The organism is Variovorax sp. PEI5, from assembly GCF_056679935.1.
The window spans coordinates 192,046-207,008 of the sequence record NZ_JBWXPH010000004.1 but is presented as its reverse complement, the minus strand read 5'-3'; the positions used below and the strand labels follow the sequence as shown (position 1 = coordinate 207,008).

Here is a 14,963-nt window from a genome sequence, read left to right as displayed (position 1 = left end):
CGCCGCCGAAGCATGCTTCGCCGCCACGATCCCGCGCCGGCCACGCAACGAAGCGCCCTTCGCTGCGAAGCACGGGTTTGCCGGCATTCCGGACGCATCCGCGCATGGCATGGCGATTGCGAAGGAAAGCCCATGAACACGGCTTCCATGAACCATCGACTGGTGCAGTACAGCCCCGAGCTGGAAGGCGGCGAGGACGCTTCCGACCATCCACCCAGCGCGGTGGCGATCCGGTTCGCGTCCGACGCGGAGACCTTCAACGAGGGGCTGGTGATGGAGTTCGCCGCCGAGCTGCTGGAGGCCGGCAGCACCCCGGCGTTCGACGACGCGCTGCGGCGCCTGATCCTGCGCGCCACCCCGTCCTCGTCGCGCTCACCGGCGCCCGGCGTCACGCAGGCGCTGCGGGGCCGGCTGCTCGAGGTCGCGCTGGGTGCGTTGCCCTTCGCGGGCCGCACGCTCGGCGTGCCGCCCGGCGACCCGATGCCATCCGGGTCGTCCGGGCCCGTCGCGCGACCCGCGGGCCAGACCATCGCCGGCGCCGCGCGGGCCTTCGGTCTCGAACTCGAAGGCCTCAGTCCCGAGGACAAGGAGTTCGAGCTCGCCAAGGCCTTCGTGCGCCTGACCTCCGACGCGGTCGCCCAGGCGGCGGCCGCGCCGGGATCGCAGCGACCGCGCGACATCGCGTCGCGGGCCGTCGCCAGGGCCGCTTCCCGTCACGCCCCGGGCCTGCTGCGCCCGGCGCTCGACCCTCGCCATCCTCTTTCCAACCACCGCAAGGAGCCCACCATGCACGACATCGATCGGACCCAGCTGGAGCACGCGAACGAACAGTCCGAGTTCGGAGAAAACGAATGGTCGCCCGAGGGCACGTTCAGCGAGAACGAGGAGGCCGAGCTGGCCACCGAACTGCTGTCGGTGAGCAACGAGGGCGAACTCGACCAGTTCCTCGGCGCCCTCCTGAGCCGCGCCACCCAGGCCGCCGACGGCTTCGTGCGGTCGCCCGCCGGACAGGCCGTCGGCGGCGTGCTCAAGGGCGTCGCCAAGAAGGCCTTGCCACTGGCCGGCACGGCCATCGGTTCCTATTTCGGCGGACCGCTGGGCGCCAGGATCGGCGCGGGCGTGGCCAACGCGGCCGGCAACGCGCTCGGACTGGAGAGCGAGATGGCGAGCGAGGACCGCGAGCTGGAAGGCGCCAGGCAATTCGTCCGCATCGCGGGCCAGACCGCGGCCGGCGCCGCCGGCGCGCGACCGGGCACCGACCCGCGCGCGGCGGCCCAGCAGGCCGCCCTGGCCGCCGCCATGCGGCATGCCCCGGGCCTGCTAGGCGCCGGTGCCGGCACGCCGTCCAGGCCGCCGTCCCCCGGCGCGGGCGCCGGTGCGGCCGGCGGCGCGAGCTCGGGCCGCTGGCTGCGGCGCGGCAACAAGATCGTCCTCTACGGCGCATGAACGCCATGGCCATCGGCGCCTACCCCACCTCGATGCTGTCGCAGGAAGCGCATGCGCTCCTCACGAGGCTCGCCCGCGTCCGGCCCTTCGCGCTGGTCGAGCCGATGGTGCCGGCGGCCAACCTCCTGCCGGCCGCTCAGATGGCCATCGACACCCATCTCATCAGCGGCCGGCGCGAGTTGCGCCGCATGGTGCGCGCCTTCATCGCCTGGCTCCACGGCCCGGCGGCGGGACGGGCGACGGCGGCCGAGGCGCAGCGCCGCTTCACCTACCTGCGGCTCAAGTTCAATGCGGTGCTGACGCAATTCGACCTGTTCAACGACGTCATCACGCAGCGCAGCGAGAGCGAGAGCGGCGTGTGGCTGTCGGGACTCGACGTGGTGTCGGCGGATGCGCTGTCGCTGCCCGGCGCGTACTACGAGGCACCGCCGATCGTCTGCTACCTGGATCGTGGGCCGGGCGCGGCCATCCGCCGCGCGCGCACGCGCCTGCCCGGCGGCGGCGAGAACCCGGTCGCGGTGATCCGCGTGCCGCGCGAACGCATGATCGGCAGCGGCATCGCGTCGTCGCTGGTCCACGAGGTCGGCCACCAGGCCGCCGCCCTGCTCGACCTTGTGGCCTCGTTGCGGCCGGTGCTGCGCGGCCTGCAGCACGGCGCCGGACCCAACGCGCTGGGCTGGCAGCTGCTGGAGCGCTGGCTGTCGGAGATCGTCGCGGACTTCTGGTCGGTGGCCCGCATCGGCATCGCGGCACCGCTTGGCCTGATCGCCGTCGTGAGCCTGCCGCGCGCCTTCGTGTTCCGGCTCAACGTCGACGATCCGCATCCGGTGCCATGGATCCGCGTGAAGCTCAGTTGCGCGATGGGCGAGGCGCTCTATCCGCATCCGCAGTGGGGGCGGCTCGCCGCGCTGTGGGAGGCCTTCTATCCGCCGCGCGGGCTCGACGCCGGATCGCTGCGGTTGCTGGAGCGCCTGCAGGCCATCCTGCCGGCCTTCGTGACGGTGCTGGCCGAGCACCGCCCGGCCGCGTTGCGCGGCCGGACGCTGACCCAGGCCCTGCGGGTCGGCGAGCGCCAGCCCGCGCGCCTCATGGCGCTGTACCGGCTGTGGTGCCGCGCTCCCGAGCGGATGTACGACGCGCCACCCACGCTGGTCTTCGCGGTGATCGGCCAGGCCCGCTCGGACGACCGGCTCAGTCCGCAGGACGAGGCGGTGCTGCTAGGCAGATTGCTGACGCACTGGGCACTCGCCAGCACGCTCGACACCTCGTCGGCCTGCGCCGCGGCGACGGGAGCCGGTCGCGCAGGCCCGACGCCCGACCTCTTCCATCCCGATCGTCGATCGACCCCCACCCAAGGAGAACGCCATGAGCACGCAATTCGATAATCCCGGCGACGAGCGCAAGGCATCCATCGTCGTCCAGGTGAACGACGGCAACGAACAGGGCGCGGCCGTCAGGCATGCCCACATCGCGCTCCACCAGGCGCCCAGGGACTTCGATCCGGAGGGCTTCGAGGCGGCGGGCGGCCTGCCGGCCGGATTCAAGCTCCTGGACCAGCAGCCGACCGACGAGCACGGCCGCCGCTCGTTCGGCGGCCTGCGCGGTGGCCACTACCTGCTGACGTACCTGCACGTGCCCACGACCGCCGGCAGGCTGGTGCGGGTCGATGCCGGTGGCACGGCCACCGTGCATCTCGCGCCGGACATCCGCGCCAGGGTCGCGACGGCCATCGAGTCGGAGGAGGCCGAGCGGCTCTCCCGGCCGCCGCGGGCCGGCGATGTCGCGGTGTCGACGCTGGACATCGCGCGAAACCTGCATGCGACGGTGCTCGTCTCGCCGCCTCCCGGGGCCGTGCGACTGCAGGAGGGCTGGCCGGCGCATTACTCGTCCTTCCTCTTCAATGCCGGGCACCTGCGTCGCACGTGGATCTTCCGGCTGCCCCTGGACCGCGGGCACCACCCGGCGAAGGACTACGGCACGCCGCCGACGAACGCGCTGGCCGAGATCGAGCACGACGACGACCTGCACGTCGCGCAGAAGCTGCCCGTGCCCATCAGCGGCCACATCGGCGTCTCCCTCACGCGGACCGAGACCGCGTCGACCGGCGACCTGTCGCTCTGGACGGCCATCCGCAGCGGCACCGAAGCACTGCAGTTCAACAACTACCTGCACTTCATGGACCTGCTGTTCGGCGACGACCGGCAGGCCGCACCGGGGCGTTTCTCGGCCGAGAGGAAACTGTTCCATCAGATCAAGAACAAGCGACTCCTGCCGTTCTCCGACACCGATGCCTACCGGGTCCTGAAGGCGGCGACCGAGGCCTTCGTGATGGTGAACTGCGCCGTGCTGCGGTCGCCGGATTTCGATCAGGTCGACGACAACGACTACCTCGCCCGCCGCGACCTGCCCGGCTTCGAGGAGCACGGCGGCATCGACGCCGCCTTCGAGCACTACCTCGAACCCCTGGGCGCGCAGGGCCGGCGGCGGGTGTTGCCCTACCTCGCGCTGGTACGCCGCAAGCTGCCCGACATCGCCGTCCTGCAGGACGACCAGGATTCGGACAACCTGCGCGTGGGCTTCCTGCAGGACAAGCTGGGCAACCCGTGCCTGGTCGAGCTGATCTGGTCCTACTGGCTCGAGGAAGGGATGCTGGTGCAGACCATGAACGCGGTCACGCGGCGCTTCCAGAACATCCGCTCGCCGTCCACGCCCGACCCACTGGCCAACCTGGAGATCGATCCGCTGCGGCCGCTGAACAACATGCTGTGGGGCTACCTGCAGGACGAGCAGCACCGCCTGACGGTCAACCGCCGCAACTACGAGTACGACCACCACTACGGCATCCGTCTGCAGGGCCGGGCGATCCGCACCATGCGCATGGCCGACACGCGCTCGCAGTTCCTGGAGTCCTTCCACCACCTGCTGCGGCTGTGCACGGTGTTCTTCAAGCAGGACGACGACACCACCGTCAAGGCCGATGCCTTCCCGGTGCTGAACGCGCTCAAGGAGGTCCATCTGGTGATGTCCCAGGGCGCCCACAACCAGTTCGGCGACCTGCCCTCCACCGCGCGCATCGAGATGCTGATGCAGCAGTGGCTCCTGGCGCGCCCGGAGTTCCGCGAGTTCCTGCCGACGCGCATCATGGTGGCCTATCCGGAACCCTGGATGGACCGCGTCGACGCCATGAAGAAGCTGCAGGGATGGACCGACACGAGCGTGGTGCACTTCCGCAACCTGGCGATCTTCGGCGAGCAGCTCCTGCTGGGCATCCGCTATGGCGCCTGGAGCGAGGTCTTCGAGTCGAGTCAGGCGTTCAACTGGGCGCGCTTCTGGCGGCCGCAGATCCAGGGCTACAACCACGCCTACCGGGCCGCCACCGGGGTCGAGCTCAGCGGCGAGACCAGCGACAAGGAGGCGGATGCGATGCTGCCCTCCCTGCTGCTGCAGAAGCGCCTGGCCGCCCAGCAGCGCAGTGCCTGAGGCGGGCCGTGCCATGCTCGACTTCACCTCCTCGCTGTACCTCGGGTTGCGCCACCCGAGCGCCGGTCTGCGGCCCTGGGAGGCCCTGACGCTCGGACGTCCGGCCGCCCTGCGCCCGCCGCCCGGCGCCGCCGAGGTCGGCATCCGGCTCGCCGACCTGCAGGGCTGCGAGGCCAGCACGCTGCTGCCTTCGACCCTGCACCTGTTCTTCGACCTGTTCGGCATGCTGGGCCGGCAGGACACCACCATCTACATCGAGGCGACGACCTATCCGATCGCGGAGTGGGGCGTCCAGCGCGGGGCGCCCGCGGGCACGCCGGTGCGGACCTTCCCGTCCGGCGACGCCATCGAGCTGGAACGGCTCATCACGCGCGCGGCGGCGCGGTGGCACCGGCCGCTGATCGTGTGCGATGCGATGCGGCCGGGTTGCGACCGGCAACCGCCCCTGGCGCGCTATGCCGCGCTGGCCGCGCGCCACGATGGCTTCCTGGTGATCGACGACACCCAGGGCCTGGGCGTGTTCGGACACGGGGCCCGGCACGGCTGCCCCTGGGGCATCGGCGGCGGCGGATCGTTGCGCCACCACGGCCTGGCGGGGCCCCGGATCATCGTGGGCGCGTCGCTCGCCAAGGGTTTCGGCGTGCCGATGGCCGCACTCTCGGGCAGCCGGGCGCTGGTGCGGTTCTTCGAGGCGCGCAGCCAGACCCGCGTGCACACCAGCCCGCCCTCGGTGGCGATGATCCATGCGGCGTGGCACGCGCTGACGATCAACCGGCGCTGCGGCGATGCGCTGCGGCTGCGGCTGCTGCAGCGCGTGCGCCAGTTCCGCGAGCGGATCGCCCGCCTCCCGCTGTCGGCGACCGGCAACGAATTCCCGGTCCAGTCGCTGGTCGCCGCCCGGGGCATCGACGCGGCGGCACTCCATGCGGGATTGCTGCGGCGCCGCGTGCGCACCGTGCTCCAGCGCGATGCCGACACCGGGGCCGCGCGTCTGGGCTTCATCTTCACCGCCGCGCACACCAGCGACTGCATCGACCGTGCCGTGGACGCGCTCGCGCAAGCCCTGCGGGCCCTGCGACCCCCCGCCCTCGCCAGCGCCGGCACCTTCCTGGAGACATCATGAACGCACCCACCGCCTTCGATCCGATGCCCGTCGGCGCCGAGTTCGAGACCGCGACCGAGGAATTCGAGCGGACCGGGTTCCGCCGTGGCGCTGCGTCGCGCCAGGGCCGGGCCCGCCAGGGACCGCCGCGCCGGGCCGCCACGCCACTGCGCCGGGCCCCGCCACCACGCGGAGGCCTGCCCGACACCCCGCCCCCGAGGCGCGCGCGACCACCGCGATCCCCGCGCTCCCGTGGCGCCCATGCGGCATGGTGGCCCTGGGGCATCGATCCGATGCCGTTCGGCCAGGGCGCGCTCTATCGACGTTGCGTCCAGAGCTGCCTCGCGGCCGGCGCACCGGCGAGCGCCGCGGCGCCGCCGGACGCGCCCGTGCCCGAGCCCGGACCCGCGGCGACGGCCGCGACCAGCGACGGCGCCACGGACGACGCTGCCGATTCCAGTTCCCCAGACCAGGAGATGACCATGCACAAGCCGAGTTGCCAATGCCCCCGATGCGCTCCGGACGCGCGGGCATTCGAGTTCATGAATTTCGAGCCGCGCCGAGCCGGGACCTTCGAGGGCGAAGGCGGGCAGCAGGAGTTCGAGGAGGAAGGCGAGCAAGCGTTGGCGGACGAGAGCCAGTACGAGGGTCCTGGCGAACAGGAAGGCGGATACGAGGGAGAAGCCCAGGCAGAAGACGAGGAAGAAGGGGAAGACGAGGGCGGAAGTGAATACGAAGGTGGCTTTCCCTGGCGGGAGGCGGGGCGGCCCGAGGGCCTCTTCAGCGAGAGCGAGGAGATCGCGCTCGCCGCCGAGTTGCTCTCGGTCACCAACGAAGCCGAGTTCGAGCAGTTCATGGGCAGCCTGTGGAAGGGGATCCGGAAGGTCGGCTCCACCGTGGCACGGGCCGCCAGGCCGTTCGCGGGCGTGCTCCGCTCCGTCACCAAGGCGGCGCTGCCGTTCGTGGGCGGCGCGCTCGGCTCGCTGATCCCGATACCGGGTGTCGGCACGGCCGTGGGCACCGCGCTCGGCGGCGCGCTGAGCAAGGCCCTCGAACTGGAATACGGCACGCTCGAAGCGGAGGACAGGGAGTTCGAGATGGCCCGCAGTGTCGTGCGCATCGCCGGCACCGCGGCCCGCAACTTCCAGCCGCCGCCCCCCGGCGGCGACATCCAGGCGGCCGTGCAGTCGGCCATCACCGACGCGGCACGCCAACACCTCCCCGGCTTCCGGTCGCAGCGCGGATCGCCAGCGGCGGCCATGAGCGGAACCTGGGTCCGCCAGGGCGGCAGGCTGCTCGTGCTGGGCGCCTGAGCGGCGAGCGGCACCTCCACCCCGTCGAAGGGAAACATCATGATCGAGAAACTCAACTCGCCGGACACCCGCTTCGAGATCCTGCCACCGGCCATGCCGCCCCTGCAGGGCGAGTCGGGACCGGGCGATGCGATGGGACGCATCGGCGACGGCATCGTCGACCTCACCGCCGGATCCGACAAGTCCGTGCGCAAGGGCGCGCGCGACATGACCAAGGTCCGGGCCCTGGTGCTCCACCAGATGGCGTGCTGCTTCCAGCGCAAGCAGCCCCTGCGCGACTACCTCGGGCTCAAGGCCCATTTCGCGATCCTCCCGGATGGCAGGATCCTCAAGATCCATCCGCTCGAGCAGCTGATCTGGGCGTCGAACGGCTTCAATGCCGCAAGCGTCGCCGTGGAGTTCGCGGGCAACTTCCCCGATGTCCGGGGCCGGTGGTGGCAGGGCGACAAGTACGGCCGCAACCGCGTCACGCCCGCGCAGATCGAGGCCGGTCGGCGGCTCGTGCGGCACCTGGTCCGCACGATCGGCCTGCACACCGTGCTGGCGCACCGCCAGTCGAGCGCAACGCGCGAGAACGATCCCGGGCCGGACATCTGGTCCGGCGTCGGGCAATGGGCGGTCGATACGCTGGGCCTGAAGGACGGTGGTCCCGGCTTCAAGGTCGGCAATGGCCATCCGATCCCGGACGCGTGGCGCACCTGGGGCCGCCCCGGGCTCGCGGCGCCGGCGAAGGAAGCCGAGTCCGGCGAGTCGGCCGAAGCGGGTGAATCCGGTGCATCCGGTGAATCGGGCGAGTTGGGCGAATTGGGCGAATTGGGCGAATTGGGCGAATTGGGCGGATCGGGCGGATCGGGCGAGACCGAACAGGAAACCTGGCTCGGCCCCGTCACTGCCACGCTGCGGTGGTCCGACCGGCCGCTGACCTACGCCCAGGTCGCCCGGGTTCGCGACCATGGCGGCGTCTACATCGCGCTGCTCAAGCCGCCGGGCGGAAGGATCAGCATCCTCAAGGTCGGCCACACGGGCACTTTCGCGCGCCGCATGACGGATCGGCAGTATGTCGAGCTCAACCGCCAGCACCCGCGCGACCTGCATTTCTACCTCGCCGAAGTGCGCGGCACACGCGGCGCGAAGGGCATCGGCGGCGTGGTCCAGATGGTCGAGCTCGCGCTAGCCCGGCTCCTGCGGCGATCGGGCCACCTGACGGGCCGACAGTTGCCCAGGGCGCCCGTGACGACCAGCGGCCCGGTCCGGATCGCCAACGTCCTGCCGCCCCGGCTGCCCGGCCTGCTGAAGGCGGACCTCCTGACCACCGCATTGCGCGCCAGCAAGGACCAGGGCGATGCCTTCCCATCGGCATCGACCATCGCGCCCGGGCGGCTCGAGCTGCCGTCGAACTTCAAATGGGAGGCCGAAGGCGCCTGGACCTGAAGCGCGCGACGGCCGCGGACCGCTCAGTCCGGGGGGCCCGATGCGCCCACCTCGCGCTGGCTCGCGCGGCGCAGCTGCAGGGCACGGTCGGTGACGCCCAGGCGCGCCGCGGCACGCTGCAGGTTGCCGCCCTCGCGCTCCAGCGCCAGTTCGATGGCGAGCTCGGTCGCCGCCTGGCCGATGTCCTTCATGCCGATGCCCAGTTCCACCGCCACGCGCACGGCGGTGCGAAAACTGCTCTCCGGCCAGGGCCGGGTCGTGCCATCGTGGCCGACACGGTCGTCCTCGGGAATGTCGCCGATCGTCAGGGGACCCCTGCCGGCATGGCGATGGCAGATGCGCGTCACCAGTTGGCGCAGGTCACGCACGTTGCCCGGATAGTCGCGCGTGAGCAGGAACTCCCGCACCGTGTCGTCGATGGCGATGTCGGCACCGGGTGGGAAATGCTGCTCGACGAAGTGTCGCGCCAACGGAAGGATGTCGTCCCTGCGCTCGGACAGGGTGGCGGTCCGGCATTGCCAGCCCGCGATCCGGTAGAAGAAGTCGGCGCGGAAGCTGCCATCGACCATGCCGCGTTCGAGATCGCGATGGGTCGCCGACACCAGTCGGAAGTGGGTGGTCTGCCAGGTGTTGCTGCCCACGCGCTTGTACTTGTGCTCCTGCACCACGCGCAGCAGTTGCGCCTGCAATGCGGGACTCAACTCGCCGACCTCGTCGAGGAACAGGGTCCCCTTGTCCGCCAGTGCGAACGCGCCCTCGCGCGCGTTCATGGCACCGGTGAAGGCGCCGCGATCATGACCGAAGAATTCGCTGCCGGAGAGCTCGGGCGACACCGTCGTGCAGTCCACCACGACGAAGTCGCTCTTGTCCTCGCGGGTGTCCAGATCATGGATCAGGCGGGCGACCAGTTCCTTGCCGGTGCCGCTCTCGCCGGTGATCAACACCGACGAAGAGGTGAAGGCAGCCACCTCCACGATGCTCCGCACGATGCGACGCCATGCCGGACTCGAACCGATGAGGGTCTCGCGCACGCGCACGGAGTCGAGCACCTGCGCCACGGCCGACCAGCGTCGGAGACGGCAGGCGACATCGTCGGCCGCCCTTGGCAGGCAAGGCCACTGCAGGACGTCGAGCGCGCCCGCGTCGATGATCGACCAGATCACCGGACTCGGCAGACGGCCGGGTCCCACCGAGAGTGCCAGGACGCCCGCGCCCTCGTCGGCACGGCGCACCGTGGCGAGCACCTGCTCGTCGACGACATCGAACACTACGACACCCAGGGGACCGGTGCCTCCACCCGGCGAACTGCCGGGCGCGCAGAGGCCGATGCCCGCCTCCTCCAGCAGAGAGATGATCCTCGCGCGCGGCCCGGGTCCGACCGCCGCGGAAAACTCGATCCATGTCCGCAATGACATCGACTCCCTCCTCCGTCCGCACTGCGACCCTCCACAGGCGCAGGTACAGCCTCAGACGATGGATGGCACCGCCGTGCCAGGACGGATCGGATCCGTGCGGGTGGCGATGCATGGAGAAGGACATCAGTCTAATTGCATCCGATGCGACGACACATCATCTGAAGAGTGGAGTGCCGCGTGATCGCGGCATGGTGTCGCACTACCTGCCGCGGTTGTCACGTCCATTGTCGTCATCGCGATGCTGGACATTCTTCAGGACGCCCGCCGCGAACCACGCGCCGGGCGCCGCCGGCGCGCCGGTGCCGGCATTCGCGGCCGTGACGGTGCGGACCAGCAATACGGGCCGATTGTCGATCGAGTCGCCGCAATTGGCCTGCGGGGTGGCACCACTCGCATTGGTCAAGGCGCTGTCCAGCCTGAAGTTTCCATCCGGATCCAGTTCGACGAACTCGGAGTTGTAGGGAATGGTCTGCAGCGCACCCGCCACCGCGCCCGGAGCCGGGGCATCGCGGCAGAACAGCGAGATCACCATCCGCCTCGGACCACCGCGCGTGCCGACGTTGTCGGTGCCACCCAATACCAGCCCCTGTACCACCGCGCGGATGCGACCGTCGTAACCGATGTCGACCTTGAGCGATTCGACCGGCCAGGGCGCGCCTCCAGGGGCGACACCCGCGACCACGTTGGCCACGGGTGATGGATTGGGCACCGGTGGCACGCCGGCGGGACCGGCACGCAATGGCTCGGAGCCGATGCCTCGATCGAACCTGAACATCTCGACGGCGGTGGCCGGCGTGGCGGCGAGCAGCAATGTGCAGGCAATGGCCGCGGCGGTGAGGGCGTGTGTTTGATGGAGCATGGCTTTTCCTGATTGCGATGTTGTCTCAGATTTTGAGGAAGGCACTCTTGCATGCCAATGCGTATTCGATTGGCAGCGAATTGCTTATACGCGCCATGCTTCCAGTGCATTGTCACTGCTCGTAAGGTCATGCAGCATTCCCGCACGGGAGTTCCGCGATGACTCCATGGCCGACTGCTACAGCATCGGAGCGTGTCTCCTGGATGTAACGAGCCCATGAGTGGGCCGCCGGCACGCTTACCATTATCGAAAAGATCTCATTCTTTCTGATGATGAGTCATCGAGCGAATCATTCAATGACTGCATTCGAAATCAATGAGTTCTTGGGCTCCATGCATTGACTCGGTGGTCATCTCGATGTGTGGGGCTTTACGATGTAACCATCGATAGGCTCTCGGTCCATTGGACGGCCTCGTGATTCTTCAAGCCGAGTTTCTTCGGCTCGACCATTGGGATCGCAGGGGCAGGCTCAGCTGCCGACAGCTTGACCGTCCGTGCGGTGGTCTGATCCCGCCTCGCAAGCCACTGCGGCGCCATCGAGCCGGCGGATGAGTCGCGCGCCGCCGAAGTCCAGGCTGTCGGCCGCTGCCACCTCGGGTTGGTGCCCCATCCGCCGCAGTTCCTCGACCACGTCGGCCGGCACGGTGTGCTCCATCGTCAACACGGCCATCGCCGTTGATGCGCCAGCGCGGCGCATCGGAGCAGGCCTGCGGGTTGAGCACCCATCACGCCGAAGGCCATGTGCGGACGACCCGCACGCATCATGAATGCCGTGATGATGCCGGGCATCGGCCGCTTGCCGCCGGCCACTTCAGTGGAATGCCTGCGGTGGTGACGAATCCCATGCCCCGGTTGGGCAGCGAGATGCCGGTACCCGGGCACGCTCGGTTCGTCGGCGATCGAAGCCAGCCCGCACGCGATCCTTTCACACTCGATGGTGATGACACCGGTCGCCGCATCGATGGTGCCGAATTCCGCGTGACCGACGTGCAGGCTCTCGTCCAGCGGGGTCGCCGCCGCGTCGCCGATGCCGGCCACCGAGTCCCCAGGGCGTCGAGCATGTCGGCAAGGTCGACGAGGGCCACCCTGAGGCGTTCGGCCGCTCGGCGTCGCATGCACGGCATCGCGCGATCCGTCGGCCGCGAAGGGCGCTCTCGGTCGCATGGACCCGCTCGAACAGGTCGACACAGCCCTGGTCCTGGGCGTCGAGCAAGGCATCGGCCACGGTGCGGCCGTCAGGACTCGGCGGAGCACGTCGGCGTTGAAGTCAGCGGCTTTCGGCGCGGCGCCGCGCACCGGCAACTCCAGGGTGGCGGGTTGCGGGATCCAACCGCCTCCGCACAGGCGGCTCCATTCGAGACCCGCGGTGAGTCCGGCCACCGGGGATCGGCGCGCGAGACTGATAATGGCGGACAGCTGATTGAGGGTGGGCATGGGTTGGCAGGCTCACTTCTACTCGTTGATGTGGCGTCGGCCGAGCATCCGTCCGGGCGCGAGGGCGCTCGTTTCGTCGGCATCTCGCGCCCACAGACGGCTCAGTCGCGGGCCTGGGCGACCGGATCAGATCGACGGCCCCGGGGCGGCGGCCCGGCGGCGGTGCCGCCATCGCACCGCGGGGTGGATGTCAGTTGAATCGCGTGACGAGGGTCACGCGGAACGAGCGGGGCTCGATCGGATGGAAATGGACATCGCCGACGGCGGCGGTCTCGTTCCTCAGACGCGACTCGTAGTAGTAGTCGATGGCCGAATTCCTCCGGTTGGTCAGGTTGAAGCCTTCCAGCTCGATGCGGGTCGACCTATCGATGCGCCAGCCGATGCGGCCGTTGAGCGTTGCCGTGCCTGACGAGCGCACGCTGTCGTCCTCGACCAGCGGACGCGGCCCGAAGTAGCGCAGCTGCAGGGCGCCGTAGAACGGACCGACGCGGTCGACGGCCAGCGCGATCGACGCCACGCCCTCCACGGCGCCGGGGATGTGGTCGCCGGCCGGGTCGAAGCCCCGGAAGCGAGCCTGCGCGAAGGCCACGTCGGCATCGACGGTGAGCCAGTCGGTCGGCTTGTAGTAATTGGAGAACTCGACGCCCGTGCGGCGGCTCGGGCGGCCCGCGAAGGTCGTGCCGGCGTCGCCCGCGAACACCAGCTCCGAGGCAAAATCCAGCCGGTAGAGCGAGAACGAACTCTGCAGGCCGCGCACGAACTCGCTCCGCACGCCGACCTCGGCGCCGCGCGAGCGCACCAGCGGCGGCACGCGATCGGCCGGATCGCCGGTCTTGGGGTCGACGGCAATGGTGGTGCCACGGGCGTCGTTGCTGTGGAACCCGGTGCCGGCATTGAGGTAGTACTCGGTCTTCGCCCATGGCCCGAAGACCAGGGCAAGCTTGGGACTGACGATGCCATCGCGCGCCCGGCCGGAATTGAGCGCCTCGTCGCTGGCGACCTTGAAGCGATAGTGGTCCGCGCGCAGGCCGGCAACGGTGCGGAACCAGTCGCTCCAGTAGGTGGTGTTGTCGGCGTAGACGCCCAGGCTGCCCTCGACGATGTGGTCGCGCCGCGTGGTCGACAGGCGCTCGCGCGCCACGGTCGAATGCAGCGCGTTGCGGATGTTGTCGTTCTCCAGCTGCAGTCCGACCGTGGTCTGCGAGGCTTGCCCGATGCCATGCGCCTGCCAGCTGTGGGCCACTTTCAGGCCGGTGGTGAGGCGCCGGTCGGGCTGGTTGAACTGGTCGCCGTTGACCGGATCGTCGAGGAAGTAGGTGAAGTTGGAGTACAGGTCCAGTCGCTGTTGCACCACGTAGGCATTGACGCGCGTCGTGCCGGCCGCTGTGGTGCCGCGCCACTCGCCCGAGAGGCTGTGACGGCTCGCCGTGCCGCCGTCGGTCGGGTCGACCGCGCCGAAGCGCGACAGCGCGCCACTCGCCACCGCGCGCGCCGGGATCTGGTCGGTGGCATTCCATTTCGCGCCATAGGCCATAGCGGTGACGTTGAAGCCGTTGGCCGCGTCGCCCCGGCTGTAGCGCAGCACGCCGTTGAGCTTGCGGTAGTCGTCCGGATGGACGAAGGGCCCGTCGTTCTTCATCACCTCCAGGGCATAGAGCAGGCGGCCGTCGCCGGGTCCGACCTGGGGCGAGTCGGCGATGAAGGCCCGCCGATGGCCGCGCTGGCCGAAGCCCAGGCTGGCGATGCCGCGGTCGAGCCGGTCGGCATAGCGCAGCGACACAGCCCCGGCCGAGGCGAAATCGCCATCGGACGCGTCGTATGGCCCCTTGCGATAGCCCAGCGTCGTGACCAGCTCCGGCATCAGGAAGTTCAGGTCGGTCCAACCCTGGCCATGGGCATGGCTGCGCTGGTTGACCAGCACGCCATCCACCGTCGTGCGCAGATCGGTGCCGTGATCGAGGTTGAAGCCGCGCAGGTAGAACTGGTTGGCCTTGCCCTCCCCGCTGTGCTGGCTGACGATCAGCCCCGGCGTGACCTCCAACAATTCAGCCGCCCGATAGACGGTGCGGGCCTCGAGCTGCTCGCGCGTCACGATGCCGACGTTGGCGGAATCGGCGATGCCCAGTTGGCTGGTCCGCGAGCCCTCGACGTCGACCGCGGACAGGGTCGCGGGCTCCGCGCCATCTGCCGGCCGTGGCATCTGCGCCTGGGCCGCACCGGCCAGTGCCATGGCGACGAGCGCGGCGGCCGAGGCAGCGCCGGGTGTGGGACCGGCCCCGCGGCGGCGGTGGATGCGGGTATGGATGCGGGACGTGTTCGAAGGCATGGAGGTTCTCCGGAAGGCGGCCACGCGACGGCCGGCTTCGATCGATGAGGCGATGGGATGATGGGGGGCGAGCAGGGCTCGGACGCGCCTCGAAGGACGCGATGCGGCGATGCGGCGCCAGGGCGAGGCGCCTCGATACCCGCGCTCGGGCGGGTAC

11 protein-coding genes are annotated in these 14,963 nt (G+C 70.0%); 6 read left to right on the top strand and 5 right to left on the bottom strand.

The window, feature by feature from the left end; genetic code table 11:
• Nucleotides 1-132 precede the first annotated feature (132 nt).
• The 6 genes from AC1MLT_RS22680 (at nucleotide 133) to AC1MLT_RS22655 (ending at nucleotide 8,772) form a co-directional block, all read left to right on the top strand.
• Nucleotides 133-1,446: a hypothetical protein gene (locus AC1MLT_RS22680; RefSeq protein ID WP_481036677.1), complete on the top strand. Its 1,314-nt coding sequence runs from the start codon at nucleotides 133-135 to the stop codon at nucleotides 1,444-1,446.
• Complete coding sequence (locus AC1MLT_RS22675; protein ID WP_481036676.1) at nucleotides 1,443-2,831, top strand: hypothetical protein; 1,389 nt, start codon at nucleotides 1,443-1,445, stop codon at nucleotides 2,829-2,831. The genes AC1MLT_RS22680 and AC1MLT_RS22675 overlap by 4 nt, the downstream gene beginning before the upstream one ends.
• Nucleotides 2,812-4,926, top strand: a complete 2,115-nt coding sequence (locus AC1MLT_RS22670) for a hypothetical protein (protein WP_481036675.1) — start codon at nucleotides 2,812-2,814, stop codon at nucleotides 4,924-4,926. Before AC1MLT_RS22675 ends, AC1MLT_RS22670 begins: the two co-directional genes overlap by 20 nt.
• A gap of 13 nt (nucleotides 4,927-4,939) precedes the next feature.
• Complete coding sequence (locus AC1MLT_RS22665) at nucleotides 4,940-6,049, top strand: aminotransferase class I/II-fold pyridoxal phosphate-dependent enzyme (protein ID WP_481036674.1); 1,110 nt, start codon at nucleotides 4,940-4,942, stop codon at nucleotides 6,047-6,049.
• Nucleotides 6,046-7,341, top strand: a complete 1,296-nt coding sequence (locus tag AC1MLT_RS22660) for a hypothetical protein (RefSeq protein WP_481036672.1) — start codon at nucleotides 6,046-6,048, stop codon at nucleotides 7,339-7,341. The genes AC1MLT_RS22665 and AC1MLT_RS22660 overlap by 4 nt, the downstream gene beginning before the upstream one ends.
• A gap of 93 nt (nucleotides 7,342-7,434) precedes the next feature.
• On the top strand, nucleotides 7,435-8,772 hold the full coding sequence (locus AC1MLT_RS22655; protein WP_481036670.1) for a peptidoglycan recognition protein family protein: 1,338 nt from the start codon (nucleotides 7,435-7,437) through the stop codon (nucleotides 8,770-8,772).
• 23 nt (nucleotides 8,773-8,795) lie between these two features.
• Here the strand turns inward: AC1MLT_RS22655 and AC1MLT_RS22650 are convergent, their stop codons facing one another.
• From AC1MLT_RS22650 to AC1MLT_RS22630, 5 genes are all read right to left on the bottom strand, one after another.
• Entirely contained in the window at nucleotides 8,796-10,187 is a 1,392-nt protein-coding gene (locus tag AC1MLT_RS22650) for a sigma-54-dependent transcriptional regulator (RefSeq protein ID WP_481036668.1), read from the bottom strand.
• Between the two features lie 199 nt (nucleotides 10,188-10,386).
• Entirely contained in the window at nucleotides 10,387-11,046 is a 660-nt protein-coding gene (locus tag AC1MLT_RS22645; RefSeq protein ID WP_481036666.1) for a hypothetical protein, read from the bottom strand.
• A 469-nt stretch (nucleotides 11,047-11,515) separates the two neighbouring features.
• The gene (locus AC1MLT_RS22640) at nucleotides 11,516-11,716 is read right to left on the bottom strand and encodes a hypothetical protein (RefSeq protein ID WP_481036665.1); all 201 of its coding nucleotides are present in this window, start codon (nucleotides 11,714-11,716) and stop codon (nucleotides 11,516-11,518) included.
• Complete coding sequence (locus AC1MLT_RS22635) at nucleotides 11,704-12,084, bottom strand: hypothetical protein (protein ID WP_481036664.1); 381 nt, start codon at nucleotides 12,082-12,084, stop codon at nucleotides 11,704-11,706. The genes AC1MLT_RS22640 and AC1MLT_RS22635 overlap by 13 nt, the downstream gene beginning before the upstream one ends.
• 586 nt (nucleotides 12,085-12,670) lie before the next feature.
• A complete protein-coding gene (locus AC1MLT_RS22630; RefSeq protein ID WP_481036961.1) occupies nucleotides 12,671-14,680 on the bottom strand; it encodes a TonB-dependent receptor in 2,010 nt (669 codons plus the stop codon).
• Nucleotides 14,681-14,963 lie beyond the last annotated feature (283 nt).

Excerpts from the sequence above, each read along its gene's own strand:
- AC1MLT_RS22645 (WP_481036666.1), bottom strand. The coding sequence starts at position 11,046 with ATGCTCCATCAAACACACGCCCTCACCGCCGCGGCCATTGCCTGCACA.
- AC1MLT_RS22675 (WP_481036676.1), top strand. The coding sequence starts at position 1,443 with ATGAACGCCATGGCCATCGGCGCCTACCCCACCTCGATGCTGTCGCAG.
- AC1MLT_RS22670 (WP_481036675.1), top strand. The coding sequence starts at position 2,812 with ATGAGCACGCAATTCGATAATCCCGGCGACGAGCGCAAGGCATCCATC.
- AC1MLT_RS22665 (WP_481036674.1), top strand. The coding sequence starts at position 4,940 with ATGCTCGACTTCACCTCCTCGCTGTACCTCGGGTTGCGCCACCCGAGC.
- AC1MLT_RS22640 (WP_481036665.1), bottom strand. The coding sequence starts at position 11,716 with ATGGCCGTGTTGACGATGGAGCACACCGTGCCGGCCGACGTGGTCGAG.
- AC1MLT_RS22655 (WP_481036670.1), top strand. The coding sequence starts at position 7,435 with ATGCCGCCCCTGCAGGGCGAGTCGGGACCGGGCGATGCGATGGGACGC.
- AC1MLT_RS22680 (WP_481036677.1), top strand. The coding sequence starts at position 133 with ATGAACACGGCTTCCATGAACCATCGACTGGTGCAGTACAGCCCCGAG.
- AC1MLT_RS22660 (WP_481036672.1), top strand. The coding sequence starts at position 6,046 with ATGAACGCACCCACCGCCTTCGATCCGATGCCCGTCGGCGCCGAGTTC.
- AC1MLT_RS22650 (WP_481036668.1), bottom strand. The coding sequence starts at position 10,187 with ATGTCATTGCGGACATGGATCGAGTTTTCCGCGGCGGTCGGACCCGGG.
- AC1MLT_RS22630 (WP_481036961.1), bottom strand. The coding sequence starts at position 14,680 with ATGCCACGGCCGGCAGATGGCGCGGAGCCCGCGACCCTGTCCGCGGTC.